A 26,740-nucleotide genomic window follows, 5' to 3' on the forward strand; every position below is an offset into this window, starting at 1 on the left:
GGGCGCCCGTGAGGACGCCCTTCGCCGCGGATATCCTTACTGGGCCAGCCAGGCATTGAACCGCTGCGTCAGCGATTCCGCGTTGTCGATCCAGAAATCGACATTGAGTGCGATGGCTTCCGGCAGGTTCGCCGGATCCGTCGGCAGGTCCTTGGCGAGCTCCGCCGGCACCATGGCCGCAGCCTCCTTGTTGGGCAGGCCGTAGGCAACGGATTCCGGCAGCTTGGCCTGGTTTTCCGGCTGGCTCGCAAAGGCGATGAAGTCCTGTGCGACATCCTTGTTCTCGGCATCCTTGAGAACGACCCAGCTGTCGACGGCATAGATGCTGCCGGGGAACACGACCTTGAAGTTCTTGCCTTCGGTGCGGTTGATGCCGGTGATGCGGCCGTTATAGGCCGAAGTCATCGCGACTTCGCCGGAAGCGAGGAACTGGATCGGCTGCGCACCGGATTCCCACCAGACGATATTCGGCTTCAGTTCATCGAGCTTCTTGAAGGCACGCTCGACACCCTCTTCGGTAGACAGCACGTCATAGAGCTCGTCCTTGGAGACGCCATCGGCCAAAAGAGCGAATTCCAGCGTGTATTTCGGGCCCTTGCGCAGCGAACGCTTGCCCGGGAACTTTTCGACATTCCAGAAATCCGCCCAGGACTTCGGCCCCTCGGCAAGCTTGTCGCCGTCATAGGCGATGGCCGTTGACCAGACGATGGCCCCGACGCCGCAATCGTTGACGGCGCTGTCGAGGAACTTGTCCTTGCCGCCCATCTTGTCCCAGTCGATCTTCTCGTAAAGGCCGTCGGCACAGCCGAGTGCAAGTTCTTCGGCCTCCACCTGCACGGCATCCCAGTTCGGCGCGCCGGCCTTGACCTTCGACTGGATGACGCCGATGCCGCCGTCCCATGCTTCGTCGAGCACCGGCTTGCCGATCTTTTCGGAGAACGGCTTGAAATAGATGTTGCGCTGCGCGTCCTGATAGTTGCCGCCCCAGGAAACGACGGTAAGGTCCCGCGCAGCGGCCGGAAGAACCAGGCTTGCCGAGAGGGCGACCGCAGCGGCCGCCAGGATTCCGGATTTAACGATCGTCTTCATAGCATTCCCCTTTTCTGTTTTATTGACGAGCCGGTGCGGCTCTGTCGCGACCTTCGGCCCTGCTCCGCGCTCGCCTTAGACGTTGCGCGACCTCGCAGCCTTTACAGCCGGCCTGTCCTTTCCCCGGGACATGTCGGCCGATTGATGCATTCCGATCATCGCCGGTCAACGGAAATCCGCTGCGGCTTGATCATCGTCAGACGTGCTGTCCTCCATTGATGTGGATTTCCGCGCCGTTGATGTAGGAGGACTGCTCGGTGCACAGGAAATAGATAGTCTCCGCGACTTCGCGCGGTTCTCCCAGCCGTCCCATGGGCACTTCCGCAGCCACCAGCGCATCGGTGCCGGGTGACAGGATGGAGGTTTCGATCTCGCCGGGCGCGATCGCATTCGCCCGCACGCCGCGCTTGCCGAATTCATGCGCCATCTCGCGGGTCAGCGAGGCAAGCCCGGCCTTGGAAGCGGCATAGGCGACACCGGCGAAGGGATGCACGCGCGAACCGGCAATCGAGGTGACGTTGACGATGGAACCCTTCGCCGCTTCCAGCTCCGGCATGAGCGCGCGTGCGATCAGCGCCGTCGAGACAAGATTGACGTTGAGGACCTGCGTCCACACTTCGGCGTCCGTGCCCATCACGCCGAGGCGGCTCTTGTCCGGCCCCTTCGGCGAAATGCCGGCATTGTTGACGAGCGCATGCAGCCTGCCGTTGGGCAGCCGCTCGCGCACCGTCGCGGCAAGACGATCGATCTGGCTGAGGTCGGCAAGGTCGGCCTGGATGTGACTTTCACGCGCGGACGGCCAGGCGCATTCCTCCGAAAAGGGCTGGCGCGAGACGGTGAAAATCCGCCAGCCTTTCGACTGGAAGAGCTTGACCGTTGCGTGCCCGATGCCGCGGCTTGCGCCCGTCAGCAACATGTAGCGGCGTTCTTCGGTCATCCGGCAGTCTCCGTTGATGCTTGATACATCGTAATTGGCCGTTAGCGAAATGCAAGAGCCTTTCGGCGGGCCTTATGCCGAAGGCTGTGCATCGGGCGATCCACCGCCGATACGGTCGAGAATCGGCTTCCCGCCCAGGAGAATATCGTCCACGATGGCCATCGACGCGGCAGTCGGATCGTGCCGCTTCAAGGCCTCCACGACGGGGTAATGGTGGTCGATCATCGCCCGCCCGCCGGCCAGATAGGCGTCCGAAATATGCGGGCCCATCTGAAGCCAGAGGCGCCGCAAGATCGTCGTCAGCACGGGAAGCCCGGCGATCTGGGGCAGCATGAAGTGGAACGCCTGGTTGAGCTGCGTACCCTTCAAGCGGTCGCCGTGTTTGATAGCGGCTTCATTTTCCAGAAGAATTTGTTCCATAGCCTGAATATCGGCGCTTGTGGCGACCTGCGCGGCTGTTTCCGCGGCAAGCCCTTCGAGACGCACGCGGATGGCGCGGATTTCGCGGTAGCGGTTTTCACTGAGCCCGGCGATGCGGATATCGCGCGGCGAGCGGAACGTGATCGCCTCATCATTGGCCAAGCGCAGGATCGCATCGCGGATCGGCGTGACACTGGTGCCGAACTGTTCGGCGAGATCGCGGATCTTGAGCCGGTCGCCCGGCTGGAACCGCCCCTGCATCAGCGCGTCGCACAGTGCGCCATAGACGACGCTGTTCAGGTTCTCATGTTCCAGTGTGGTGAATTCCGCCATGGACCGACCGATAAAATTGCGCGATAAGATACTTGATGCATCTTTTTTGACGTGTTTCAAGTATGGGTCGCCGCAGGTGTCGTTCCTGCCTCGAAACTTTCGCAAATCCAGCATGCATTCTCTCTCCGGCAAAACGACACGCCGGCAGAACGCGCCAACGGAGCCAGCATGACCGAGCCATCGCTCGCCAGTCCCGGAACAGATTCGATGCGCGCGACGCTGACCGTAACGGCCCTGTCGTATGCGGCGGCCGCGGTCGCCGCGGTGTATGGGCTTGACGGCGAGGTGAAGCGCCTTTCGAGCGAGCGGGACGAGACGTTTCTCTTCAGGCGAACGGACGGCACGGCGTTCATCCTCAAGATCGCCAACGCAGCGGAGGACCCCACGGCGCTGGAATTCCAGGATGGCGCGCTGCTGCACCTCGAAAGGGCCGCCCCCTACGTACCGGTTCCAAGACTGATCCGCACCCAGGCGGGCGAGCAGAGCCACACGCTCGCGAGCCCCGACGGGCCGCGCATCATGCGCCTGCTTTCCTTCCTGCCCGGCGAACTGCAATATCGCACGCCCGCAACGCCGGCGCAGAGCCGCAATGTCGGCCGTGCGCTCGCCGAACTCGGCCGTGGGCTTGAGGATTATCAGGGCCGCCCGCCGGAGGGAAAGCTGATGTGGGACATTTCCCACACGCTCGATCTTGTCGCCGTCGTCGGACACGTCGCCCCCGAGCGTCGCGCTCGGGCCGAAGCCGTTCTGGCGGAATTCGAGCGCGCGCTGCCGGCCATCAAAACCCTCAGGCGGCGCCAGATCATCCACAACGATTTCAACCCGCACAATATCCTGCTCGATCCGGCCGAGCCAGACGTGGTGGCCGGCATCATCGATTTCGGCGACATGGTGCATGCGCCGCTCATCAACGATCTCGCCGTCGGCCTTTCCTATCATCTGGCGACGGACAACTGGGCGGCGCGTGTAAGCGGCTTCCTTGAAGGCTTTCTCTCGGCGCGACCGCTGGAGAAGGCGGAGATCGAGCTTCTGCCGCTTCTCCTGCGCTGCCGGCTGGCCATGTCCATCATCATCGCCGAATGGCGCTCGGCGCTTTTCCCGGAAAACCGGGACTACATCATGCGCAACCACGCCACCGCCCTCAGGGGCCTGCAGAACATCTCCGATCTCAACCCGGCCGGGCTCGCATGGCTCGTGCCCAATCTTTCCGAGGCCTGATCATGTCGATGGTGAATGCATTTTCGCGCGAGGACTTCGAGCGGCTCGACGAAGCGGACCGGGCACTGATCGCCCGGCGGGAAAAAGTGCTCGGCCCTGCCTATCGCCTTTTCTATGAAAAGCCGCTGCATCTCGTGCGCGGCGAAGGTGTTTTTCTCTATGACACGTCCGGCGATCGCTATCTCGATGCCTATAACAACGTCGCCTCGGTCGGCCACTGCCATCCGCGCGTGGTGGAAGCGATCACCCACCAGACGGCCGTGCTCAACACCCACACGCGCTACCTCCATGAAGGGATCATCGACTATGCAGAAACGCTGACGGCGACGTTCCCCGACGCGCTCAGCCAGGCCATGTTCACCTGCACGGGCAGCGAGGCCAACGATCTCGCGGTGCGTATCGCACGCTTCGTCACGGGCGGAACAGGCATCATCGCGACAGAACTCGCCTATCACGGCCTGACGAGCGCGGTTGCGGAATTCTCGCCGTCACTCGGTGAATCCGTCACGCTCGGGCCGCATGTGCGCACCGTTCCCGCGCCGGACAGCTATCGCCAAACGCCAGAAGACACGATGGAGAAATTCGGTCGCGACGTTCGCGCGGCGATCGCCGACCTGAAGCGGCACGGCATCAAGCCGGCCATGCTGATCACCGATACGATCTTTTCGAGTGACGGCATTTTCGAGGGACCGAAGGGCTTCCTCAAGCCCGCGGTGGACGCCATCCATGAAGCGGGCGGCCTCTTCGTCGCGGACGAGGTGCAGCCCGGCTTCGGACGCACGGGCGAAGCCATGTGGGGTTTCGAGCGCCACGGAGTGGCACCCGACATGGTGACGATCGGCAAGCCGATGGGCAATGGCTATCCCATGGCCGGCATCGTGCTTCGACCTGATATCATCGCCGAATTCGGTCCCCGCGCCCGCTATTTCAACACCTTCGGCGGCAACCCCATCGCTGCCGCCGCCGGCAGGGCCGTGCTGGACGTCATCCGCGAAGAAGGCCTCCAGCAGAATGCGCTGGATGTCGGCCGCTATCTGATGGACGGGCTCAAGAGCCTGTCGGACCGCTACCATGCCATCGGCGACGTTCGCGGCTGCGGCCTCTTCATCGGCGTCGAGATCGTCGCGGACCCGGCGGCAAAGACCGCCGATGCTGCGCTTACGACGCGCATTGTCAACGGACTTCGCGAGCGCCGCGTGCTGATCAGCGCCTCCGGCCCGCGCGCCAACGTGCTGAAGATCCGTCCACCGCTCGTCTTTTCGCGCGAGAACGCGGATATGCTGCTCGACGCCCTCCGCGGTGTGTTGCAGGCACTGTGATCGACGGGACGGCGGGTGGCAAAGCCGGCCCGCCGTCAGGTCCACGCGTAACGAACGATGTGGAAGAAGACGGGCGCGGCAAAGACCAGGCTGTCGGCGCGGTCGAGCATGCCGCCATGGCCTTCGATCATGTGCCCCCAGTCCTTCACGCCGCGATCGCGCTTGATGGCGGAGGCGACGAGGCCGCCGAAGAAGCCCATGATGCAGGCGAGCGCCGCCAAGACCCCGGCTTCGAGCGGCGAGAACGGCGTCAGCCAATAGAGCCCCGCCCCCATCAGCGAAGCGCTGGCGATACCGCCGATCAGGCCTTCCCAGGTCTTGGATGGAGAGATGGCAGGCGCCACCTTGTGCCGGCCGAACAGCTTGCCGAAGATATATTGCAGCACGTCGCTGCCTTGAACGGTGGCGATCAGGAAGGCGATGAGAAGCAGGCCGCGTCCCTCATTGCCGGGAATGGGCAGCGTCACCAGCGCAGGGACATGGCTCAGGCAGTAGACCGAAAGCATGATGCCCCATTGCTGCTCGCTGACCCGCTCGAGAAAGCGGGACGTGTCCCCGCGCAGCGCCGTAATCGCCGGCATCGCTAGGAAGCAGTAGACGGGAATGAAGATCGAATAGAGCCCATACCAGTCGATCCAGATCAGGTAGTACTGCACCGGAATGACGATCAGGAACATGCCGAGCAGCGTCCAGCGATCGGCGCGGCGGGTATTGGTCAGCGTCACATATTCCCGCAGCGCCGCGAAGGAAACGAAGGCGAAAAGCAGGATCACGCCGCCCTTGCCGAACAGGAAGGCCAGGGAAATGCCCGCCACCATGATCCACCACGCCTTGATACGGGCGTTCAGGTTGTCGAGCGTGGAATGCAAAGGCTTGGGACTGCGCCAGGAAAGGATGGCCGCGACAAGGCTCGCCACCGTCAGCACCGCGACAAGCCCGAGGAAAAGACAAGTGGTATCGTCGGTCATTGCGGGGTTCCATCCTTACGCGGCGCAAGCGCGAGAAGCGCCGCTCGGGCGCGATCAAGAAAGACTTTGCGGTCTTCGCCGGCTTCCAGCTTGAGCGGCGCGCCGAACACGACGCGGCAGAGCAGCGGAACGGGCAGGAATGCTCCCTTCGGCAGGACACGGGACATGTTCTCGATCCAGCACGGCACGAGTTCCACCTGCGGACGCGCGGCGGCCAGATTGTAGAGGCCGGAGCGGAAGCGCAGCAGCGGTTCCTCCGTCATGTTGCGGGTGCCCTCGGGAAAAAAGATCAGGCTCTCGCCGGCATCGAGGGCCGCGAGCATCACCGCAAGCGGATCGGCCCGGCGCTCGACCCAGTTGCGTTCCACCAGCACGGTGCGCAGCAGCCTGCCGGCGATGAAGCGCCGGACGCGACCGGCGTTCCAGTAATCCGCGCCGGCGACCGCCGCCGTGCGGCCGCGCTCGGCCGGATGCAGGCAGGTGGAAACCAGAATGAAATCACCGTGGCTGGCATGATTGGCGAAATAGATGCGCAGCGGCCCGTTCGGTGACGTGCCCGCCCAGATCGGGCGCACGCCGGTCACGGCGCGGGCGAGCACGGCGAGCACAGCGGCGGACGCTCTCTGGAGAAGGCTCGCCCCGCTCATGCGCCGCCGCCCTCAAGGCCGTCGAGCAGCAGGATGGCAAAAAGCGCAAGTGCAACGGCCAGAAGAATGCGTTGCGTCCAGATGAGCCGGCGGCATCCCGCAAGTCTGACAGCAAGCGGTGCGGGCCGGCCGTCGCGCTTTCGAAGGCCCATGCGTTCCAGCACATCGTCGATGGCCGAAAGCCCGGCCGCTTCCGCGTCATGGGAGGCGGCCAGCCTGAACAGCGCGGCATCGAACAGGAGGTGAGCCGAAAGCGCGAGCGGCGCGAGGCAGAAGGCGAGCAGCAGCCACCAGCCGAGCGGCGCGATAAAACCATGGGCGCCGGCGGTCGGCGGTGCGATGGCGAGGATCAGCACCGCAAGAGCGCCGCCCGCGAGCGCGTTGCGCCTGAGGCTCAGCGCCGCTTTGGTGACAGGCATCCTCCAGTCCGTCATCGCGCTGCCTCGTCGATCACAGCGTATGTCTCGACCGGCAGATGAACCGGCCGGCCGGCGGCCCTGATCTGCGCCACGGCAATTGCCGCACTTGCCGCATGACCCGCGCGAACCAGAACGCAGGCCGCAACCACCGCACTGCGCTGGAAACCCAGCGCGCAGCAGATCAGAACGGGGCCGTGGCGGCGAGCGTCCTCAACGGCAAGCGCTGCTTCGCGAATGCGCCCGGCCGTCAAGGACAAGAGATCGAGGCAGGGAAAGGCGCGCCAGGCAAGACCCGGCACGACAAGGCCCGGAAATTCCGCCGTCAAATCGATGACCGTCGCGATCGTCGAGAGCGTACTGCGTTTGGGAAAACGCCCGAGCAGCACGCCATCGCCGATGTCCACCGTCTCGGGAAGCCGGCGCGTCCACCAGAGCATGTTGAGCCACGCGCCGAACCGGTAGGGCATGAGCAGCCATCGGCTCGCCAGGCTGACGCGGCCGTCAGCCGCCTTCTGGAAAACCGCCTCGCCCGCGCCCGCATAACCGAGCGCCACGATGGCGAGCGCCAGCGCCGGCCAGAGCAACAGCAGACCGGCGCCCGAACTGCGTGTCGTGAGGATTGCCAGAATGAGCAGGACCGTTGCTCCGCCTGCGTAGAAAGCGGCGAGCTGCCGCGCCTTTGCCTCCACGGTCCACCGGAAGCCGGAAAGCGGCGACTTGTCGCCCGACGGGAAAAGCCAGAGCGCGAAGAGGCCGAGAAGCGCGCCGGCCGGAATGTCGAGCACGTGGTGCTGCCATGTCGTCAGCACCGAGATCCCGATCAGGAAGCTCCAGAGATGCCAGATCATTCTGGCCGCGCCGGCAAACCGGAAACGCCAGTGATCCCAGATGATCACCAGAAGCGCGATATGCAGCGAGGGCGCCTGGTTGAACGGCTTGTCGAAACCACCGAGCACATCGAACATGAAGCCCGGCAGGCCCTCGGTCTGCGGCCGAACGAAAATGGCCTGAAGCGGAAAGGCGACGAAACAGGCGACGGCGATGACTTGCGCCGTCAGATAACGCCGCGCCAGCCGGCCGACCGCCTCCGGCGTGTCGTTCACGAACAGCGAGATGGCATAGAAGGCATTGATCGACCAATAAGGCACGATCGTCCAGGCGAGGAAAGGAATGTGACGTTCCCAGCCGAAGGCGACGTTCGGCACATCGGATCGCAGCGAGGCCAGCCAATTCGCCGTGCCGTAGGTCAGGTAGAAGAATGGCGCCAGGAAAAGCAGCCACAGCGCCGCCGCGCGCAACACGGTGCGGCGCTCACTGCCCGGCATGGATGCGACCCCCTCCCCCATGACGGCCTCAGACGCGTTCGGCCAGCGAAACGGTGAAGATGCCCCACTTGTCGATGCGCTGCTCGATCTTGCGGAAGCCCGCCGCCGCGACGAGCTGGTCCATCTCCTGCTGTGTGCGGCGGCGCATGATCCAGGCTTCGCCGCCGCGATGCGAGGTCAGCGCGCGGGCTATCATCTCAAGCTGCGGATGCCAGGGCTGGCCGGTATAGACGAGCAGCGATCCCGGCTCCAGCGCACGGCTAAGGCCGGCAAGCGAGGCTTCGATCATGGCATTGTCCGGGAAAAGCTCGTAGAGGCCGGAAACGATAGCAAGCGTCGGTCGCGGCTCGATCGCGGCTAGGCCCTGCGTATCAAAGGCATCCGCGCGGTGGAATGCCGCCCTGTCGCCAAGGTCCCGCGCCGTAATCAGCGCCGTACCCTTCTCTACATTGATAGGCGAATAATCCTGCAGGCGGATGCTCTCCGGCTTCACCTCGGATGCAGCAACGGCGTCGAGCACATAGCGCCCATGGCCGGCTGCGATGTCGAGAACGCGCAACGGCTTTCCTTCGGCAGCGAGACGCTTGAGCGCCTTGCCGATCAGTTCCTCCAGATGCACCTTTCTCTGACGAATGCCGCGCCAGCCGATGGCATCGAGGAACTGCCGGTCGATGAAACGTCCGCCCGGACCGAGCCCGCGCGCCTCGTCTTCGTAGACGTAATCAAGTGTGGAACCGGAATCGAAGCCGGTGCGGCCACCGGTCGCAAGCCCCTTGGAGAACAGGCCGCCCAGGCGGATCGAGGCGCGGGTAAGCGCCCAATAGAGGCCGCGCGGCGAAAGCAGCGGCAGGGGCGTCGCCAGCCGGTCGGCCTCGTCACGGGTGTAGCCGGAAAGATGGGCGCCCCGCACATCGGCCACGACGGGCGGTTCGGCAAAGCGGGCGAGCAGGAAGGTGCGCACCTTCTCCAGCGCCTTGGCCCGATCCCGCTCGCCCAATGTGTCATGATAGAAACCGGGCAGCACGTGGCGTTGCTTGATCGTCGCACCAAGGTTTTCGAAGAAGCGATGCTGCGGCGCGTGGCGCACGACGAAGTCGCTGCCCGAGATCAGGACTTGCGTCGGCACCGTAATGGCGCGGGCATCCGCCACCACACGGTCGGCAGCCTCATAAAGCTCCAGCAGGATGTTGGACGCGATAGGGCGGGTGATCAGCGGGTCGGCCTCGAAGGAGGCGATGCGCTCCCGGTCATGAGTCAGGAAGCGTGCCTTGACGTAGGAATTGACGAAGAACCGCCCCTTCAGCTTCTGCCAGAGTGCAATGCCCTCTTTCGCGAAGGGAACGTAGAGTTTGACGTCGAAGGCGGGAGCCGCCAGCACGAGCGCGCGGATATCCGGCGCATAGTCATGCACCCAGGTTGCGGCCAGCACCGCCCCGACGCTCTGGGCGACGACTGCGATATCGCGGATCGCAAAACCGCCGGTCTCCATAATATGCCGGACGAAGCAATCGAGGTCGCGCACGGAGTGGGCAAACGACGGCGAATAACCGCGTTCGCCGGGCGAGCGGCCATGTCCGCGGGCATCCCAGGCGTAGAAGGCGAAATCGTCCAGGCCGAGTTCGTCGACGATATGCGCGACCCGCCCGCCGTGCTCGTGTCCGCGGTGCAGAAGCACGATCGCGCCTTTTGGCGTGCCGGAGCGGGCCGGCCAATAACGGTAGAAAAGCTCAACCCCGTCGTGGCTGGCGAAAGTCGATTCGATCATGCCTGTCCTCGTTTCGCGTATGAACACACATCCTATACGGATGAGCCCGCCTGTTTGCAGTTGATTTCATATCGCCGCACCTGCATTTGTTGAATCGAGAGAAGCGGATTCAAGCCCTTATGTCGATCTATAAACTGAAATCGTCCTTCCAGAACCTGCTGCGGCCGCTGGTCGGGCGACTTGCGGAGCGCGGCGTCACCGCCAATCAGGTCACGCTTTTCGCGGCGCTCGTCTCGGTCGGGATCGGTGCGCTTCTCCTCGCCAATCCCCAGCCCGCGCTTTTCGCGCTGGTACCGATCTGGATGTTGCTGCGCATGGCGCTGAACGCCGTGGATGGCATGCTGGCGCGCGAGCACGGCCAGAAAAGTGCGCTTGGCGGCTATCTCAACGAGATCACGGACGTCGTTTCCGACGCAGCGCTTTACCTGCCCTTCGCGCTCATCGCGCCCTTCTCGCTGCCCTGGCTGACAGCCATCGTATTCCTGGCGACGCTCACCGAATTCACAGGCGTTCTGGGCGTCGCGCACGGCAAGGGCCGCAGCTACGAGGGACCGATGGGCAAGAGCGACAGGGCGTTGCTCTTCGGCGCGCTGGGCGCGCTGGTGGCCGGCTTCGGCACCCTGCCGGACTGGACATGGCATATCCAGCCCATGGCCTGCGTCCTGCTCGTCTGGACCGTCGTCAACCGCGTGCGGGCCGGACTGGCCCCATCCTAGCGCTTCGCGCCGAACCGGCCGGGCGTCGGCCGGCCAGTGACCTGTTCCCAGTGCTCATCGGCGCGCCGCTCGAAGGTCGCGGCATCGCGCGCATCGCTCTGGTATAAGGCGCCGCGGGGAACATCCGGCGCATAGACCTGCTCGCTCCAGCCGCGCCCGTCATCATGCGGGAAGGCGTAACCGACATGGCCGAGGGACGCCGCGCCCTTGTAATGCGTATCGCGCAGATGCATCGGCACCGCTGACGGCGCCTCGTTCGCCACATGCGCAAGGGCAAGCGAGATACCCCGGCAGGCGGAGTTCGATTTCGGCGCCCGCGCAACATGAAGGGCGGCATGGGCCAGCACGATCTGCGCCTCCGGGTACCCGATCTTCTCCACGGCATGCAGGGCCGCGACCGCGGTCTGCAGCGCGGTGTTGTCGGCAAGCCCGACATCCTCCGAGGCATGGATCATGATCCTGCGGGCAATATAGCGCGGATCTTCGCCGCCATGGATCAGCCGCGCCAGCCAGTAGAGCGTCGCATCAGGGTCGGAGCCGCGCATCGATTTGACGAAGGCGGAGACCACGTCGTAATGGGCGTCGCCCGATCGATCGTGGTTGACCGGCGCGGCGGCATAGGCTTCCTCCACCATCGCTTCGGTGATGACGACGGGCTGGCCGTGTACATGGCCGACAGCGAGGCTTTCGAGCACCGTCAGCGCGCGGCGCGCATCGCCCCCGGACCGGCCGGCAATGCGGCGCAGCTGTTCGGGCGGCAGGTCGACCGCAATGCCGCTTGCGGCGAGATGTTGCAAGCCGCGCCGCACGACTTCCTCCATCTCTTCGATCGTCAGCGGCTCCAGCTTGAGAATGGTGGAGCGGGAAATGAGAGCGGGCGTCAGCGTATGGTAAGGGTTGCCCGTCGTCGCGCCGATGAAGTCAGCGACGCCCTCCTCGCACAGTGCGAGCAGATGATCCTGCTGCGTGGCGCTGAAGCGATGCACCTCGTCCGCGAAAAGCAGGGTCGGGCGCATGCGCGCCTCGTCGGCGATCTTGCGGATATCGGCGACATTGTTGTGCGCGGCATGCAGAGGGCGGAAGTTCTTGCCGAGCATGTTGCCGATGGCGCGCGCGATGGATGTCTTGCCGAGGCCCGGCGGTCCGTAGAGGATAATGCTGCCGAGCCGTCCCGCTGCAATGCGCCGGCGCAGCATGGTGCCCTCGCCGATCACCTTCTGCTGACCGATGACCTCGTCCAGCGTCGCCGGCCGCAGTTCGGCGGCCAGCGGCATGGAGCCCGTGCGCGGCGCCGCGTCGAAAAGATCGGACATGGGACCTCCCGTCGAAAACCAGTGCAGGCGGCGGGCGTGACGGGAAAACCCGTCTGCCGGCCGATGACTGTCGTCTATCGAGCGCGGCAGGCGGGGTCAAAGGCAATATTCGGCTTTCCGGCCGGCGGGCGACGTGGCTCCCGTGCCCGGCATCAGGCTACGGCGTGGTAGCGACCGTCTTGGTAGAGCAGCGAATGGCCTGTTCCGAGACGGATGGCCAGCACCGTGCCGATGACGATGACATGGCTGTGGCGCTCGATGGCTTCTTCGACGACGCAATCGATCGCCGCGACGGCATCGACCAGCAACGGCGCGCCGCTGACGGCGGTCGTCCACTCGGCGCCGCGGTAGCGCGCCGGCCCGCGCAGGCCGCCACGACCGGCGAACTGGTTGGCGATCTCCTCGTGGGCCGCGCCGACGATATTGATGCCGAAATGGCCGTAACGCTCGACCACGGGCCATGTGGAGGATGAACGGTTGAGGGAGACGAGCATGCGGGCGGGTTCGACGGAAAGGGCGGTCGCCGAGGTGACGGTCGCTCCGGTCCGCGTCTCCCCTTCGCCCGCCGTGATGATGCTCACGCCTCCGCCGAGTGTGCGCAGAGCCGCCTTCAGGCTGTCCGCATCCGCAGGCTGGTTGAGCAATGCCGTGTTTTCGGCGTTGAAAAGAATGTTTTCGACATGCGCGTTCATCGTTCCCGCTCCGGCAGAGACTTCGAATAGTGAAAGGGATAGCAAACCCGGCAGGACATCAGCAGGCACGTCTTTCTTAATTTGAGTATTTTTATAGAAAATATGCACTCGGGTGCCGCTGTTGTGCGCATCCCGGACGACGGCAAATCCGCCGCGTGGAGGATGGCATCGTTCGAAAATTGTCGCTGTCATGGTACTTAGGGAAACGCCCGACACCCCGGAGGACAGGCATGACTTTGCAGAACCGTGTCACGCCTTTCGGCGAGATCGTCGCCATCGCGCAGCGAGGTCTTTTCACGGGCAATCGCGGCATCATTCACGACCCGGCGACACGCACCTTGTTGAAACGGCGCTGGACAAGCAAGGCCTGGATCATCTGCGCCTGTGATTTCAAGGGCGTCCGCCGCGACGTGATGGCCGGGCACAGCTGGACGGAACTGTTCTTTCTCGACGAGGCGGTTGCGCTCGCCGCCGGGCATCGGCCCTGTTTCTTTTGTCGCCGGCCGCAAGCCGAACAATTCCGCGCCTGTTTTCCGGCAGAACAGCCCTCCGCCCCGGAGATGGATGCCCGGCTCCATGCCGAACGCCTGGAAAACGGGCAAAAGCGCCGGCACCCCATGGACGGCCCGCCGTCCGCTCTGCCGGACGGTGCTGTCGTCGCAGTCGGCGTACACGCCTATACGATGCGCAACGGCCGCGCCCATCGCTGGACCGTCGACGGCTATGCGCCTGCGCAAGACCTCGATCATGCCGACAGCCTGCTGACACCGCCCTCGACGATCATGGCACTACGCGCCGGTTACAGCCCCGTTTTCCACCCGTCCATCGCACCGGGCTCCCCGTAGGAGCGTCATCCGGCCTGAACGCCGTGGGCGCTAGCGGGCTGATGCTCGGCTAGCGCCGACGCCGCCGCATAGGCCTGCGTCACGATCTGCGGTACGAGGTCGATATCAGGCAGACTGCCAAGACCCAGCGGCCCCATGGCGAACAGCCCCTCGAAACGGTCCTTGCCATTGACCACGCGGCCGCTGCAATCGACGAAGACGCCGAGATCGAGTTCGTCCCGCTGCGCGAGGCCGCTGGAAAACAGCGCCCTAAACAGCGGTGAATCCAGATCCGCCGACCGAATACGACAATCGATCGTCTGCTCGGCAGCGAGAACCTGTAGGCCGCCCGCTGTCGACAGGAGCACGCCGTTCGTCGCGATACGCTCGACCTTGCCCTTGCGCACGGTGATCGCGCCGCTGGCGATCGCCTCACGCAGGCGCGCATACTGCGCGGGCGGCAGACGGTTGCGATGGCTGTCGTAGATCGGCTTGACGTGCCGCTTGAAGCGCCGGCGCTCTTCCGGCGTCAGTCCCCGCCAGAGATCACCTGCCCGTTGCCGGAAGTCGTTCATGATCCCCTGCCAGCCCGACCCGTCCGTGGCCGCCCGGTTGGCCGCTTCGCGCAGCGAACGGAACGCTCCGCGCAACGTGTTGGGCAACGGCCGGTCCGACACCACCGTGCCGACGGCGGCGGCGGTATGCGGCTGCGGCAGGAAACCGGAAGCGGAAATGAGCGTCACATGCGCCGCCCCGCCGGATGCCAGCAGGCGAAGCGCGCGATCGACCGCATGGACCCCGCCGCCGATGACGATCGCCTCTGCGGCAGCGCCCTGCGTACCCGCATCCTCACGACCGTCACGCAGGCCATAACCTGTGGCGAGGAACACCGCGTCGAAACGCGCCCGCTCCCCACCGGAGAAGACATTCAGCCCACCCTGCGGGTGCCGCTCGACGGCGGTCACGCTGTCAGCGCTGATCTGCATGATGACGTCGGTGCGCCCGCGCAGAGCCTCGGCGAAGCGCTGATAGACATAGGCGCTGAAGATTTCGCCGGGCACGAAGGCATGGTCGACCGCGCCGGCCGCGGCGTCCGTCTGGACACCTTCGTTCCAGCGGCCGTCCGCTTCCAGCCAGGCACGGAAATCGTCGCGCAGGACCGGGTCGATGGAAAGATCCCGCACCCGGCTGTTGAGCAGCGGCGAGGCCGCGTGGGCCAGACCTTCGCCCCCGTCGATCCTTGGATAGGGGTCGTGCAGGACGAGGTGGAACGGCCTGTCGAACGTCTTCAGCAAGGCAATCGCGGTCATCATGCCGGTAAAGCCGCGACCGACCACGGCGATGCGGGCAAGAGCGCCGGTCTCTTTCGATTGCGGTGCGAAATGGCTGGGAACAAGCGTCATCTTTCGGCTCCTCTCCTGTGTTGCATCAGGCGGTATTCCAGGACTCGCTCCGTACGGAACGAGCGGTGACTCTGCATTTCCCCACTAAAACAATAGAATTTAGATGAGATTGCAAGACCCTTTTTTGGAAGATCCCGGAATCCTCAGAAGCGCAGGCTGATCCCGGCGCGGCGCAGCAACCAGTAGAAAAGCCCGGTTGCGGCGATCCCCAGCGCCATGGCCCAGCCGAAACCCGAATCGCCGTGACTGAACGGCAGGCCGGCCGTGTTCATGCCGAAGACGCCCACAACCAGCGTGCCGGGCAGAAGAAGCGCGCTCATGATCGCCATGGCGCGCAGGCTGCGGTTGGACTCGTCGGCAAGCTCGGCCGCCATTTCCTCCTGAAGCAGGCGGGCGCGATCGTTGAGGGTGACGATTTCGCGATCGAGCCGTTCGAGCCGCAGGGAAAGCCGGCGCAGTACGGCATGGGCTGTTTCCGACAACGTCCAGCCTTCCCGGTCTTCCTCATCGAAAAGCGCCACCATCCCCGCGACGGGCCGGTGCAGGGACACCGCGAGGCGACGAACCTCCTTCAGGCTGCGCCGTTCGTCGCTCAGCCGTTCGGTGACGATCCGATCCTCGATGGTATCGAGCAGGCCAGACGCCTCCTTGAGCCGAAGATTGGTGTTCTTGCAGAAGGCGGCGACAATGCCTTCGAACAGCTCGTAGGCCGTGGCGGGCGCGAATCCCTCGGAGAACGAGCGGCGCACCTTGTCCACAGCGGCGAGCGGATGGCGCCGCGCCGTCACGAGAAGCCGGTCGGTCAGCGCGAAATGCAGCCGTCCGACCACGGTCGTCACGCGCCCCATGTCCTGTTCCAGGTCGACCACGACGCCGTGGGTGGTGCCCGCCTCGTGGCCCAGCACAAGGCTCTCGTCGTGCCCGTCGAGAACGGCACGTGCGGCAATGGGAAGGGCACAGCGCCCGGTCAGCCAACCCTGCATGCGCTGATCGACGAGATCGACATGCAGCCAGACCCAACCGGTATCATCGGCCAGTGCCGCATCGAGATCCTGCGGCGCCATCGGCCGCACACGCCCGCCGGGTTCTCCCCGCCAGGCGCCGACGAGCCCGGGCGCATGCCCGCCTTCATTCTCAGTCAAAAGCGTCACAGGTCCCGGCCGCGTCAGTAGACCTCGGGAACGTACATCTCGTCCGGTGGCTCACGGCGAATGTAGTCGTCATGCCGCACGCGTTCCGGCAGTTCGACGGCGGCCTTCGGCACGTCCTCGTAGGGCACCTGCGCGAGAAGGTGGGCGATGCAGTTCAGGCGCGCCTTCTTCTTGTCCACGGCCTCGACGATCCACCACGGCGCCTCGGGAATGTGCGTGCGCTCCAGCATCTCTTCCTTGGCCTTGGTGTAGTCTTCCCAGTGGACGCGGCTCTCCAGGTCCATCGGCGACAGCTTCCACTGCTTCAGCGGATCGTGGATGCGCATGCGGAAGCGGAATTCCTGCTCGTCGTCGGTAATCGAGAACCAGTATTTGATCAGGATGATGCCCGAACGAACGAGCATGCGCTCGAATTCCGGTACCGAGCGGAAGAACTCCTCCAGTTCGTCGGGCGTGCAGAAGCCCATGACGCGCTCGACGCCGGCGCGGTTGTACCAGGAGCGGTCGAACAGCACCATTTCGCCGGCCGTCGGCAGATGCGGCACATAGCGCTGGAAGTACCATTGATTGCGTTCGCGCTCGGTCGGTGCAGGCAGCGCGACGACGCGGCAGACACGCGGGTTGAGCCGCTGCGTGACGCGCTTGATGGCGCCGCCCTTGCCGGCGGAATCGCGCCCTTCGAACAGCACGACAACCTTGAGCTTCTTGTGCTGGACCCAATCCTGAAGCTTGACCAGTTCGTGCTGGAGGCGGAACAGCTCGCGGAAATAGATGCGGCGCTCCAGCGTCGGCGCGGGCGCCTCGGACATGCCCTCCGAGATGAGGTCGTCCAGCCGATCCTCCTCGATCTGCATTTCAAGCTCCTCGTCGAAGCTGTCGGCAATTTCCGCCTTGATGCGGTTCAGATGATTGTCGTTGAACATGACCGGTATCCGCCAATGGACGCTGCGCCCGGAGGCGGCCGCCGCCGGGGTCAGTGAGGCGCATGCCGGCTGCAAGGCCAGCATCGGCGCAGCCTAGAGATAGGAAGGCTTCATGAAGCTTTTGTGACGGCAGCCATGTGCGCCAGCGGCGTCTCAGTCGATCCGGTAGTTCGCCGTCGTGACCGTTTCCGAAACCGGATGCGCCAGGACCGCAGCGATCCGCTCGGCCACGAAGAGCGCGTGTTCGGTCACCTGGGGCAGGCCCATCAGTTCGCCGAACGTCCCGCGGGCAAGCGGCCCCGCGACATAGAGATCGCGCATGCTCGCGCCGTCCTTGTCGATGACGCGGCTGTCGGCATCGACCGCTATGCCGAGACCGACATTGTCGACCTGCAGAATACCGGCCTCCGCGAGCCCGGTGAGACAAGGCTGGCTTGACAGGATGCTGCCATGGCCTGGCCCCGTCGCCAGCACCAGCGCATCGTAGCGCCCTTCGAAGGGTTGACCTCCGCGGCGCGGGCGGAACGTTACCGCGATCGTATCGTCCGGCTCGCGCGAGACCGCGGCAAGCGACGCCGCATGAAAGTCGAGGCCGCCGGTTGAAAGACGCCGCTCGATGGCCGCCTCGACCTGCGGCGCGATGCGGAAGCGGTGGACATCCCAATAGGGCCGCAGGAAGCGCACGAGCCGCCTTCGCTCGGAAACCGGCAGGGCGCGCCAGATGTCACCACCCTGCGCCCGCAGCCGGTCGAAGACCGCGTGCCATGTCACGCCATGCGCCTCTGCGACCGCGATCGTACGGCGAACCCGCCTCAGCAGGGCACCCGCCGTGCGGCTCGGCGGATCGGCGAACTCGCCAAAGGGCTCCTGCGGCAGAAGATTATGACCGCGCGAGCGCAACCCGCGCCGGGAAACGGCGGTTATCCTGCCGGAATGACCGGCCGCATCGAGTGCGGCGATAATGTCGGCCGCGGTCAATCCCGTTCCGACGATCAGCACGCGATCGTGGGGCCGGATCGCCGCGAGCGCCGATGGCCGTGTCGCATCGGCGACGTAACGAGGATGCCCGGCAAGCGCCCGCTCGATGCCGGCGGGCGCCTGCGGACCCGGATGGCTCGTCGCCAGGACGAGGTGGTCGGCCACGAGGCCTGCACCATCCTCCGTCTCGATCCGCCACGCCTTGCCCGCCGGCGCTATCCCGACGACGCGCGCCCTGTGATGTTCGACAACGCCGGCCGCCAGCAACGGCTGGAGCTGGGCCGCGACGTAACGTCCAAAGGCCGAGCGGCGCGCGAAGACATGACCATCAGGCGTCGTCGCGTCCGCATCGTCATCCAGCGCGCCCGTCTCGACCAGCCAGTCCTGGAAATGTGACCCCTCGCTTGGGATAAGCGACATGCGAGACGCGGGGACGTTGATGCGGTGGACGGGTTCGGCCGTATCATAGGCCAGCCCGCCGCCAAGATTTGCACGCGGCTCATAGACCACGATGCGGACCGCCTCTGCACGCACAAGACCAGCGAGATGATAGGCCAACGCCGCGCCGGTGAAGCCGCCGCCGATGATGGCGACAACCGGCCGGGCCAGCTCTTTGTGCGGAAAAGGCACCGTCATGATCACCCCGCGATCTTCACGGCCGGGACAACCTCGGCCTCGCGTCGTTTGAAAGCCTCGATATCCCGGTAGCCCTGCGCCGGGTGGGACTTCGGCAGATACGGCCCCTCGCCGAACAGTTTCTCCCGCAGCGTTCCCGGCTTGTAGGCCGTGGGATAGGCGCCGCGCTTTTGCAATTCCGGCACGATATGACCGACGACATCCTCGAAACTGTCGGGCGTTACGGCATAGGCGATGTTGAAGCCATCGACGTCCGTATCCGCCACCCATTCCTGCAGGATATCGGCGATGCGCTCCGGCGAGCCGACAAAGACCGGGCCCATGCCCCCGATGCCGCCGAATTGCGCCAGCTCGTCGATGGTCCATGACTTGTCGCCGCCGGCAATGTGCTCGACGAAGGAATGGATCGCATTCGTCTCGATCCTCTCGACAACATCGGTCGGCGCATATTGCCCGAAATCGATGCCGCTCCAGCCGGACATGAAGGTCAGCGAGCCGTCATAGGAGACATAGCTGCGGTAATCCTCGAATTTCTTCTGCGCCTTCTCTTCTGTCTCGTCCGTTATGACGGTGACGAGCGTATAAATGTAAACCCTCTTCGGATCGCGCCCCGCGGCGGCGATCCGCTGGCGAATATCGGCGACATAGGCCTTGAGCACGGCCTTGGTCGGCGCGGCCACAAAGATGCACTCGGCATGGCCGGCGGCGAATGCCTTGCCGGGACCGGACGCGCCGGCCTGGTATAGCACGGGCGTGCGCTGCGGCGAAGGCTCCGTCAAGCCGTAGCCCGGCACCTCGAAATACTTGCCCTTATGACCGATCTCGTGGACCTTTTCGGGATGGGTAAAGATGCGATTTTCGCTGTCACGCACGACGGCGCCCTCTTCCCAGGACCCTTCCAGCAGCTTGTAGAGCACTTCGAGATATTCGGCGGCGACCTCGTAGCGGTTGTCATGCCGGCGAAGACCGCCCTGCCCGACATTCTTCGCCCCGCTCTCCAGATAGGAGGTGACGATGTTCCAGCCCACGCGGCCCTTGGTGTGATGATCGGCCGTCGCCAGCCGCCGGGCGAAGGTATAGGGGTGCTCGAAGGACGTCGAGGCGGTTATGCCGATACCCAGATGCTGCGTCGCGAGCGCAATGGGCGCTGCCAGTTGCAGGGGATCGTTCACCGGAATCTGCGCGGCCTGATGGATGGCGTGGTAATTGGAGCCTTTGTAGACGTCGTAGTAGCCGACGACGTCGGCGATGAAGATGCCATCGAAGACGCCACGCTCCAGCGTGCGGGCAAGGTCCTGCCAATAGTCCAGGTCCTTGTATTTCGCGGACTTGTCGCGGGGATGCGCCCACAGGCCCGGCGACTGATGGCCCACGCAGTTCATGTCGAAGGCATTGAAACGAATGTGGCGTGCCATGTGTGTCTCCAGAGGTGGGGAATGCCGAGCGGCTTCCGGTTCTGGCGGAGAATAATGCTCCCGCACATTAAATACAGAAATTCCATCTTTTATATAGATTAATTTTGGAAATCGCATTTCAGCCGAACCGTCCAAGCCGGGCAAGCCGCCAGGCCTTGCGGCACCAGCGCATAAAAAAGGCCGCAATCCCAAAGGATTGCGGCCAGTCGACCACCCCCACCACGAGGTTGATCTCAAAGCGCTCCGTTTTTCAGCGGAATGACGTCGTTGAGATGATAGTTGCCCACGACGTGGTATTTCCAGCGAACCGGATCATGCAGCGTATGGGTACGGGCGTTGCGCCAATGGCGCTCGAGGTTGAGGCCGCGCTTCGTCGCGGATGTGCCGGCAAGCTCGAAAAGCACGTTCGTCGCATCGATGACCAGTTCGGTCGTCAGGACCTTCGCAGCGGCCACCGCGAGCGTCGCGGCGACCGCATTGTCCGCATTGAGGCTCACCTGCGCCTGGTCGATCTTCCGCCCCGCCCGCTCCACCGTCGCCTCGGCCGCTTCGATGCGGATGGCCAGGTCGCCGACCCGGGCGATCGTCAGTGGATCGTCCGCGGCGCGCTCGACGCCCGAATCCATCCAGGGACGTGCCTTGTCGCGGACATAACCGATGAGTTCCTTGAACGCGGCGCGGGCAATGCCGAGATCAACGCCGGCATGGATGATCTGTCCGACGGAACCGATTGTGCCCGGTCGTTCGAAGCCCTTCTGATGCGGCACGACGGCATCGGCAGGAACATAGACGTCACGCAGGATCGTCGTGCCGCTTCCCGTCGTGCGTTGGCCAAAGCCATCCCAGTCGTCAACGATCTCGATGCCATCGGTGTCACGCGGCACGAAGGACATGGTCAGCCGATCCTGATCGTCAAGCGCGAAGACGGTGACCCAATGGGCAAACAGCACACCCGTCGAGTAGAACTTGCGCCCATTGATGCGAAACCCCGGCCCGTCAGGCGTGATGCGCGTGTTGTAGTCACCGACCGTCTTCGTGCCGACCTCCGAAAGGGCATTGCCGAAACGGTCGCCGGCAAGGGCGCGGCCGAAATAGAAGCGTTTCTGCACCTCGCTCCCGTCATGGCGCAGGGCCTCCAGGATATAGAAATGATTCTGCGGGATCTGCCCGATCGAGCTGTCGGCCTCCGAAAGGATCGCCGTTACCTCCGCAAGCACCGCATTCGAAACATCGATGCCGCCGTATTCGGCGGGAACCGTGATGGCGAGCAGGCCCGAGTCGGAAAGCCTGTCCAGTTCCTCATGCGGCAAGGCGCGTTCGAAGTCGCGCCGGCTCGCGCCGCCTGCGAATTCTGTGGCAAGCGCGCGGGCAACGGAAAGCGCCTCCTCCTCGCTTGCGATGCGGTTGGCAACCTTCGGGGGCTGGACGAGCGCGGTGACGCTGCTCATGGTTCTTCCTTTCTGATTAAGGCCGGCATCTCAAGGCCGGCATCGGCGCTCGAATGGCCACGGTCGAAAACCGCGACCCGCGTCACGCCTTGGCGGGCTTGTCCAGCAGATGAAGCAGGTCGGAATGGTGTCGCTCCGCCACATCGGGATGGGAGCGCAGCCGGCTCTTCAGGTGGTTGATGCCGACTTCGCGGAAGATGGGATTGAGCGGATCGACCGTGACGCCGCGCTCGCCGCGCTTCAGTTCATCTGGCAGCGGAATGACGGGGATGGTTGCGTCGTAACGCGCACCGAGAAAGAAGGCGACCGAGAAGCGCTCCACGCCGGCCGGCGGCGTCACGACGTCATGCACGTCGGCGCGCACGAAACCGTTCGTCGCCAGTTCGAGCAGCTCGCCGCTGTTGATGATGAAGGTTCCGGGCACCGGCGGCGCCTCGATCCAGACCCCCTCTTCGGTGCGGATGCGCAGGCCGGGCGTCGTATCCTGGAGCAGGACCGTGACGAAGCCGCCATCCTTGTGTGCGCCGACCCCCTGGTCGCTACCAGCCGCCTCGCGGCCGGGATAGCGGATGATCTTCAGGAGCTGAGACGGCGTCGGCTCGTAAATGTCGGCAAAGGCATTTTCCGGCTGCCCAAGCGAAAGCGCGATCGCCTTCAGCACGTCGATACCGATGCGCGTGACTTCCGCCTGATAGCGCAGGAGAAGCGGTTTCAGTTCCGGCAGCGCCTCCGGCCATTGGTTGGGGCCGTGAAGCCGGTTCCAGGGCGTATCCGCGCTACCCTCGACAGCCGTGCCCTCGGTGTTGATGTCGAGCTGTTCGCGCCAGTCCTGCTCACCGCGCGTGCGCTCGTATCCGGCCCGATTGTAACCGCGAAAATGCGGCGACTTGACCATCTCGATCGACAGCTTTTCGGCCTCGGGCAGCGCGAAGAAGCGCTTCGAAACGGCGATCACGTCATCGATCAGGCTCTGCGGAACGCCGTGGCCCGTGAGGTAGAAGAAGCCGTGATCGTGCAGAACGCGGGTGAGCTCCCGGATGAAGCCGTCACGTTCGGCGGCATCGCCATAGAACCTTGAAAAATCGATGGTCGGCAGATGAACCGGCTTGGTGTGTATCGTCATGTCGCGCGTCCCGCGTTGTTGTGGCGTGGCCGGACAGTATGCCGCGCCCGATCTGAAACGAGACTAGCGGCCGCTTCACACAAATACAGAAATTCTATCTTTTTTATGCGGTTAAAGAGGAAATGGCATTTCTTTTGACGGAACGGCAGTTCCTGCAAAGGAAGCCCCGGCGCTGGGAGGAGGTACACCGGGGCCGTACCGATCGAACGGACGGGTCAGGCCAGTGAAATGGCGCGTTCGAGATCGGCGATCAGGTCATCGGGATGTTCGAGGCCGATCGACAGGCGCACATAGCCGGGCGTCACGCCGGTTGCGAGCTGGTCGTCCTGCGACAGTTGCGAATGGGTCGTCGTCGCGGGATGGATCGCCAGCGAGCGGGCATCCCCGATATTGGCGAGGTGATAGAACAGCTGGAGATTGTCGATGAAGCGGCGGCCAGCCTCACGCCCGCCCTTCAGCTCGAAACCGACCAGCGCGCCAAAATAGCCCGGCTTGAAATACTTGTCCGCCCGGGCCTTGGCCGTGCCCTCCTGGAACTTCGGGAAGATCACGCGCTCGACCTTGGCGTGGCCCTTGAGGAATTCGGCGACCTTTACCGCATTCTCATTGTGCTGGCGCAGGCGCAGCGGCAGGGTTTCGAGCCCCTGGATGAACTGGAAGGCGTTCTGCGGGCTGATCGCGGCACCCAGGTCGCGCAGCAGCACGGCGCGGGCGCGCAGGATATAGGAGTGGAAGCCGATGGCCGCCGCCTTCTCGATCCAGGTCTTGCCCTGGTAGCTCGCGTCGGGCTCCGTCAGGTTCGGCTGGCGGGCCGGGCTCTCCGTCCAGGGAAAGGTGCCGCTATCGACGATCGCGCCGCCGATGGACGTGCCGTGACCGCCGATATATTTCGTGGTCGAATAGACGACGACAGCCGCTCCATGCTCCAGCGGGCGGATGACCAGCGGGGCGGCGGTGTTGTCGACGATCAGCGGAACGCCGTGCCGGCGGCCGATGGCGGCGACTTCCGCGATCGGGAAGACTTCCAGCTTCGGGTTCGGCAGGGATTCGGCATAATAGGCGCGCGTGCGCTCATCCGTCGCTTTCTCGAAGGCTTCCGGATCGGCGGCGTCCACAAAGCGCGTCTCGATGCCGAAGCTTTTCAGTGTCGCCGCAAATAGCGCCCAGGTGCCGCCGTAGAGGCCGGCGGCGCTGACGATATTGTCGCCGGCGCGCGCAAGGTTGAGGATGGCGAAGGCGGAGGCCGCCTGCCCCGACGAGACCGCCAGGGCCGCCGCGCCGCCTTCGAGCTCTGCAAGGCGTTGTTCGAAGGCATCCTGCGTCGGGTTGGAGACCCGCGTGTAGAGATGGCCGGGCGCCTCAAGCGCAAAGAGCTTGTCCGCACCGTCGGTGCCGGGCAACTGGAACGAGGACGTCTGGTAGATGGGCACGGCGACCGCGCCCGTCGAGGGATCGAAGCGGAAACTGCCGCCGTGCAGCGCGATGGTTTCGGGGTGTCGGCTCTTGAAGGTCGCGGTGCCCGCGGGAACGTCGACGATATCCTGCTCGGCGACCTCGGGGGATTGATGGATCGTCATGACATTTCTCCTTTGATGACGCGCTTCAGGCGCGCGAGGGACGGGCCGACAGGAACGCGCCGGCGACGAAGAGGCTTGCTGCGACCCAGAAGGCCTCCGGCGCGTACCACCGGATTCCGTAAAGGTGATCGTTGGTGCAGAGCGCCTGGGCGAGCGCACAGAGATCCGTCGCCCCGGCAATGCAGGTCACGGCCTGGCGGACGCTAAGGTAGTCGGCCTCGACGACCTTGCTGAAGATCAGCCACCACCAGCCGAGCGCGGCGAGGGAAAAGACACCTCCGGCCGCAGCGATGATCACATAAGGTCGCGCGCTAGACGTCATGGGAGATCCCGAGCTTTTCCAGCAGCTCACGGCGAAGCGCGACGAGGCCAGCGTCATCGCGCCTTCGCGGATGGGGCCGATCGACACGCACCTCTGCGACGATGGACGCCGGCCGGTCCGACAGCACGATCACCCGGTCGGCGAGAAGCAGCGCTTCCTCGACATCGTGCGTGACGAGAAGCGCGGTGAAACCGGCACTCCTCCAAAGTTCGAGAAGCTCGTTCTGCATCCTCAGCCGCGTCAGCGAGTCGAGTTTGCCGAAGGGCTCATCCAGCAACAGCAGCTTGGGATCGTTGACGAGGGCACGGGCGAGGGCCGCACGCTGGGCCATGCCGCCGGACAGCTGATGCGGATAGACATCCGCAAAGCCTTCGAGCTTCACCAGCTTCAGCACCTCGTCGATCCGGTACTCCAGCTCTCGGATGAGACCGCGCGCCTCCAGGCCGATCGCGACATTGTCCCGCACCGTGCGCCATGGAAATAGCGTCGCATCCTGAAAGACGAGGATGCGGTCCGGGTCGGGCGCAATGATCGGCCGCCCGTCCTCCAGCACCCGGCCGGCGGTTGGCGTCTCCAGGCCGGCCGCAAGCCGCAGGAGCGTGGACTTGCCGCAACCGGACGGCCCGAGCAGGGCGACGAACTCACCGGGCTCGATGACGATGCTGACATTGTCGAGAACCTGAAGGTCCCTGCCGTCGAGGTCGTAGCGGAGTGTGACGCCTTCGATATCGAGGGCAATGCTGTTCGAGACAACGTTGTCAGCAAGAGCAAGCGCCATCAGAGAATCCCCTTCTGCCAGCCGAGCAGCCTGTCGCGCACCACGAAGAGCAGGCGCACGAGGCCCGCGCAGATCAGCGCCATGATGATGAGGGCGGCATAGACATTGGCGTAGGCCGAATAGGCCGTGTTGAACTGGAGATACCAGCCGAGGCCGAACTTCGCGCCAAGCATTTCGGCGACGACCAGCACGGCGAAGGAGTAGTAAAGGCCCATGAAGACGCCGACGAAGACGTTCGGCAACGATGCGGGAATGGCGACCTTGAAGATGAGGAAGCGATTGCTGGCGCCGAGCGTACGAGCGACATCATAGAACGAGCGGTTGACTTGCCCGACACCGGCGGCCGTGAGGATGGCGACAGGAATGCCCGATGCCAGCGCGACGAGGAAGATGGACGCGTGGAAGGTCGTCGGAAACAGGAAGAACGTGCAGGGAATCCAGGCGCTGGCCGGAACGGGGCCGATCAGCTTGAGAAGCGGCATGCCCCAGTAGGCGAAGCGCTTCGACCAGCCGAGCGCCACGCCGCCGGCAAAGCCCACGAGGATGCCCGAAAAGAAGCCGAGACCCCAGAGCCGCCCGGTATAGGCGACGCAGATCAAAAGCCGTTCCCAATCCGTGACATAGACATGCAGCAGGCCCTGCGGCGGCGAGAAGAAGGGTTTGGGCAACCAGCCGAGCTTGGCCGTCAGCACTTCCCACACGGCAAGCCACAGGCCGAGCACGATGAACCAGGGCCCGTAGTGCACGAGCGTGCGTCCAACGCTGCCGAGACGGTGCACCGTCAAGGACAGCGCGACAAAGATGATCGCGCCGGCAAGCGTCACGATTGCGAACAGCTCCGTTGCGCCCCAGGTGATGACATCGGGCAAGCCGTAGGTCACGGCGGAGGCGAGCAGCCATGTTCCGGCTGCAAGCAGGCCGTTTCGCCAGAGACCGGTGACGGGCAAAGCGAGGGATCGCCGCCCTGTCCCGCCGAATGTATCCTCTATCGCAGCGCTCAT

General features: G+C 64.5%; 25 protein-coding genes. 4 read left to right on the top strand and 21 right to left on the bottom strand.

Features of this window, described 5'->3' with window-relative positions; genetic code table 11:
• Window positions 1–36: 36 nt before the first annotated feature.
• The 3 genes from K6301_RS17970 to K6301_RS17980 all read right to left on the bottom strand — a co-directional run bounded on the left by K6301_RS17970 (window position 37) and on the right by K6301_RS17980 (window position 2,779).
• Complete coding sequence (locus K6301_RS17970) at window positions 37–1,089, bottom strand: ABC transporter substrate-binding protein (protein WP_247221904.1); 1,053 nt, start codon at window positions 1,087–1,089, stop codon at window positions 37–39.
• Between the two features lie 196 nt (window positions 1,090–1,285).
• Entirely contained in the window at window positions 1,286–2,026 is a 741-nt protein-coding gene (locus K6301_RS17975; RefSeq protein ID WP_247221905.1) for an SDR family NAD(P)-dependent oxidoreductase, read from the bottom strand.
• Window positions 2,027–2,098: 72 nt separating this feature from the next.
• Window positions 2,099–2,779, bottom strand: a complete 681-nt coding sequence (locus K6301_RS17980; RefSeq protein WP_247222538.1) for a GntR family transcriptional regulator — start codon at window positions 2,777–2,779, stop codon at window positions 2,099–2,101.
• 168 nt (window positions 2,780–2,947) lie between these two features.
• On the opposite strand from K6301_RS17980, the gene K6301_RS17985 reads away from it, so the two are divergent.
• Together K6301_RS17985 and K6301_RS17990 are read left to right on the top strand one after the other, a co-directional pair.
• Window positions 2,948–3,997: a phosphotransferase gene (locus tag K6301_RS17985; protein ID WP_247221907.1), complete on the top strand. Its 1,050-nt coding sequence runs from the start codon at window positions 2,948–2,950 to the stop codon at window positions 3,995–3,997.
• 2 nt (window positions 3,998–3,999) lie between these two features.
• The gene (locus K6301_RS17990; RefSeq protein ID WP_247221908.1) at window positions 4,000–5,316 is read left to right on the top strand and encodes an aspartate aminotransferase family protein; all 1,317 of its coding nucleotides are present in this window, start codon (window positions 4,000–4,002) and stop codon (window positions 5,314–5,316) included.
• 35 nt (window positions 5,317–5,351) lie between these two features.
• Here K6301_RS17990 and K6301_RS17995 read toward each other — a convergent pair whose 3' ends face one another.
• From K6301_RS17995 to K6301_RS18015, 5 genes are read right to left on the bottom strand one after another with little or no spacing between them, the layout of a single operon-like run.
• Entirely contained in the window at window positions 5,352–6,284 is a 933-nt protein-coding gene (locus K6301_RS17995; RefSeq protein ID WP_247221909.1) for a phosphatidate cytidylyltransferase, read from the bottom strand.
• Complete coding sequence (locus K6301_RS18000; protein WP_247221910.1) at window positions 6,281–6,931, bottom strand: lysophospholipid acyltransferase family protein; 651 nt, start codon at window positions 6,929–6,931, stop codon at window positions 6,281–6,283. Before K6301_RS18000 ends, K6301_RS17995 begins: the two co-directional genes overlap by 4 nt.
• Entirely contained in the window at window positions 6,928–7,365 is a 438-nt protein-coding gene (locus K6301_RS18005) for a hypothetical protein (protein WP_247221911.1), read from the bottom strand. Before K6301_RS18005 ends, K6301_RS18000 begins: the two co-directional genes overlap by 4 nt.
• A complete protein-coding gene (locus K6301_RS18010; RefSeq protein ID WP_247221912.1) occupies window positions 7,362–8,675 on the bottom strand; it encodes a phosphatase PAP2/dual specificity phosphatase family protein in 1,314 nt (437 codons plus the stop codon). The genes K6301_RS18005 and K6301_RS18010 overlap by 4 nt, the downstream gene beginning before the upstream one ends.
• Window positions 8,676–8,703: 28 nt before the next feature.
• The gene (locus K6301_RS18015; RefSeq protein ID WP_247221913.1) at window positions 8,704–10,440 is read right to left on the bottom strand and encodes a bifunctional alpha/beta hydrolase/class I SAM-dependent methyltransferase; all 1,737 of its coding nucleotides are present in this window, start codon (window positions 10,438–10,440) and stop codon (window positions 8,704–8,706) included.
• Between the two features lie 119 nt (window positions 10,441–10,559).
• Here K6301_RS18015 and K6301_RS18020 point away from each other — a divergent pair, with 119 nt between their 5' ends.
• A complete protein-coding gene (locus K6301_RS18020) occupies window positions 10,560–11,156 on the top strand; it encodes a CDP-alcohol phosphatidyltransferase family protein (RefSeq protein ID WP_247221914.1) in 597 nt (198 codons plus the stop codon).
• On the opposite strand, the gene K6301_RS18025 is transcribed toward K6301_RS18020, so the two are convergent.
• Window positions 11,153–12,469: a replication-associated recombination protein A gene (locus tag K6301_RS18025; RefSeq protein WP_247221916.1), complete on the bottom strand. Its 1,317-nt coding sequence runs from the start codon at window positions 12,467–12,469 to the stop codon at window positions 11,153–11,155. The genes K6301_RS18020 and K6301_RS18025 overlap by 4 nt on opposite strands.
• Window positions 12,470–12,621: 152 nt before the next feature.
• On the bottom strand, window positions 12,622–13,161 hold the full coding sequence (locus K6301_RS18030; protein ID WP_247221917.1) for a flavin reductase family protein: 540 nt from the start codon (window positions 13,159–13,161) through the stop codon (window positions 12,622–12,624).
• A gap of 230 nt (window positions 13,162–13,391) precedes the next feature.
• Here K6301_RS18030 and K6301_RS18035 point away from each other — a divergent pair, with 230 nt between their 5' ends.
• Window positions 13,392–14,006, top strand: coding sequence for a hypothetical protein (locus K6301_RS18035; protein ID WP_247221918.1), 615 nt, complete (start codon window positions 13,392–13,394; stop codon window positions 14,004–14,006).
• Window positions 14,007–14,011: 5 nt separating this feature from the next.
• Here the strand turns inward: K6301_RS18035 and K6301_RS18040 are convergent, their stop codons facing one another.
• From K6301_RS18040 to K6301_RS18090, 11 genes are all read right to left on the bottom strand, one after another.
• Window positions 14,012–15,388 (bottom strand): FAD/NAD(P)-binding protein, encoded by a 1,377-nt coding sequence (locus K6301_RS18040; protein ID WP_247221919.1) that lies wholly within the window; start codon window positions 15,386–15,388, stop codon window positions 14,012–14,014.
• Window positions 15,389–15,531: 143 nt separating this feature from the next.
• Entirely contained in the window at window positions 15,532–16,530 is a 999-nt protein-coding gene (locus K6301_RS18045) for a CorA family divalent cation transporter (protein ID WP_247221920.1), read from the bottom strand.
• A gap of 23 nt (window positions 16,531–16,553) precedes the next feature.
• Window positions 16,554–17,462 carry a polyphosphate kinase 2 gene (gene ppk2, locus K6301_RS18050; protein ID WP_247221921.1) on the bottom strand — a complete coding sequence of 303 codons (909 nt, stop codon included), beginning with the start codon at window positions 17,460–17,462 and terminating at the stop codon, window positions 16,554–16,556.
• 153 nt (window positions 17,463–17,615) lie between these two features.
• Window positions 17,616–19,076 (bottom strand): FAD/NAD(P)-binding protein, encoded by a 1,461-nt coding sequence (locus K6301_RS18055; RefSeq protein ID WP_247221922.1) that lies wholly within the window; start codon window positions 19,074–19,076, stop codon window positions 17,616–17,618.
• A 2-nt stretch (window positions 19,077–19,078) separates the two neighbouring features.
• A complete protein-coding gene (locus tag K6301_RS18060) occupies window positions 19,079–20,491 on the bottom strand; it encodes an LLM class flavin-dependent oxidoreductase (RefSeq protein ID WP_247221923.1) in 1,413 nt (470 codons plus the stop codon).
• A 233-nt stretch (window positions 20,492–20,724) separates the two neighbouring features.
• On the bottom strand, window positions 20,725–21,939 hold the full coding sequence (locus tag K6301_RS18065; RefSeq protein ID WP_247221924.1) for an SfnB family sulfur acquisition oxidoreductase: 1,215 nt from the start codon (window positions 21,937–21,939) through the stop codon (window positions 20,725–20,727).
• 82 nt (window positions 21,940–22,021) lie between these two features.
• On the bottom strand, window positions 22,022–23,062 hold the full coding sequence (locus tag K6301_RS18070; RefSeq protein WP_247221925.1) for an isopenicillin N synthase family dioxygenase: 1,041 nt from the start codon (window positions 23,060–23,062) through the stop codon (window positions 22,022–22,024).
• A 215-nt stretch (window positions 23,063–23,277) separates the two neighbouring features.
• The gene (locus tag K6301_RS18075; protein WP_247221926.1) at window positions 23,278–24,639 is read right to left on the bottom strand and encodes an O-acetylhomoserine aminocarboxypropyltransferase/cysteine synthase family protein; all 1,362 of its coding nucleotides are present in this window, start codon (window positions 24,637–24,639) and stop codon (window positions 23,278–23,280) included.
• 25 nt (window positions 24,640–24,664) lie between these two features.
• The gene (locus K6301_RS18080; RefSeq protein ID WP_247221927.1) at window positions 24,665–24,961 is read right to left on the bottom strand and encodes a hypothetical protein; all 297 of its coding nucleotides are present in this window, start codon (window positions 24,959–24,961) and stop codon (window positions 24,665–24,667) included.
• The gene (locus K6301_RS18085) at window positions 24,951–25,739 is read right to left on the bottom strand and encodes an ABC transporter ATP-binding protein (protein ID WP_247221928.1); all 789 of its coding nucleotides are present in this window, start codon (window positions 25,737–25,739) and stop codon (window positions 24,951–24,953) included. Before K6301_RS18085 ends, K6301_RS18080 begins: the two co-directional genes overlap by 11 nt.
• On the bottom strand, window positions 25,739–26,740 hold the full coding sequence (locus K6301_RS18090; protein ID WP_247221929.1) for an ABC transporter permease: 1,002 nt from the start codon (window positions 26,738–26,740) through the stop codon (window positions 25,739–25,741). Before K6301_RS18090 ends, K6301_RS18085 begins: the two co-directional genes overlap by 1 nt.

The sequence above is a fragment of the Shinella oryzae genome, from assembly GCF_023038235.1.
In the GTDB taxonomy this organism is placed as follows: domain Bacteria; phylum Pseudomonadota; class Alphaproteobacteria; order Rhizobiales; family Rhizobiaceae; genus Shinella; species Shinella sumterensis.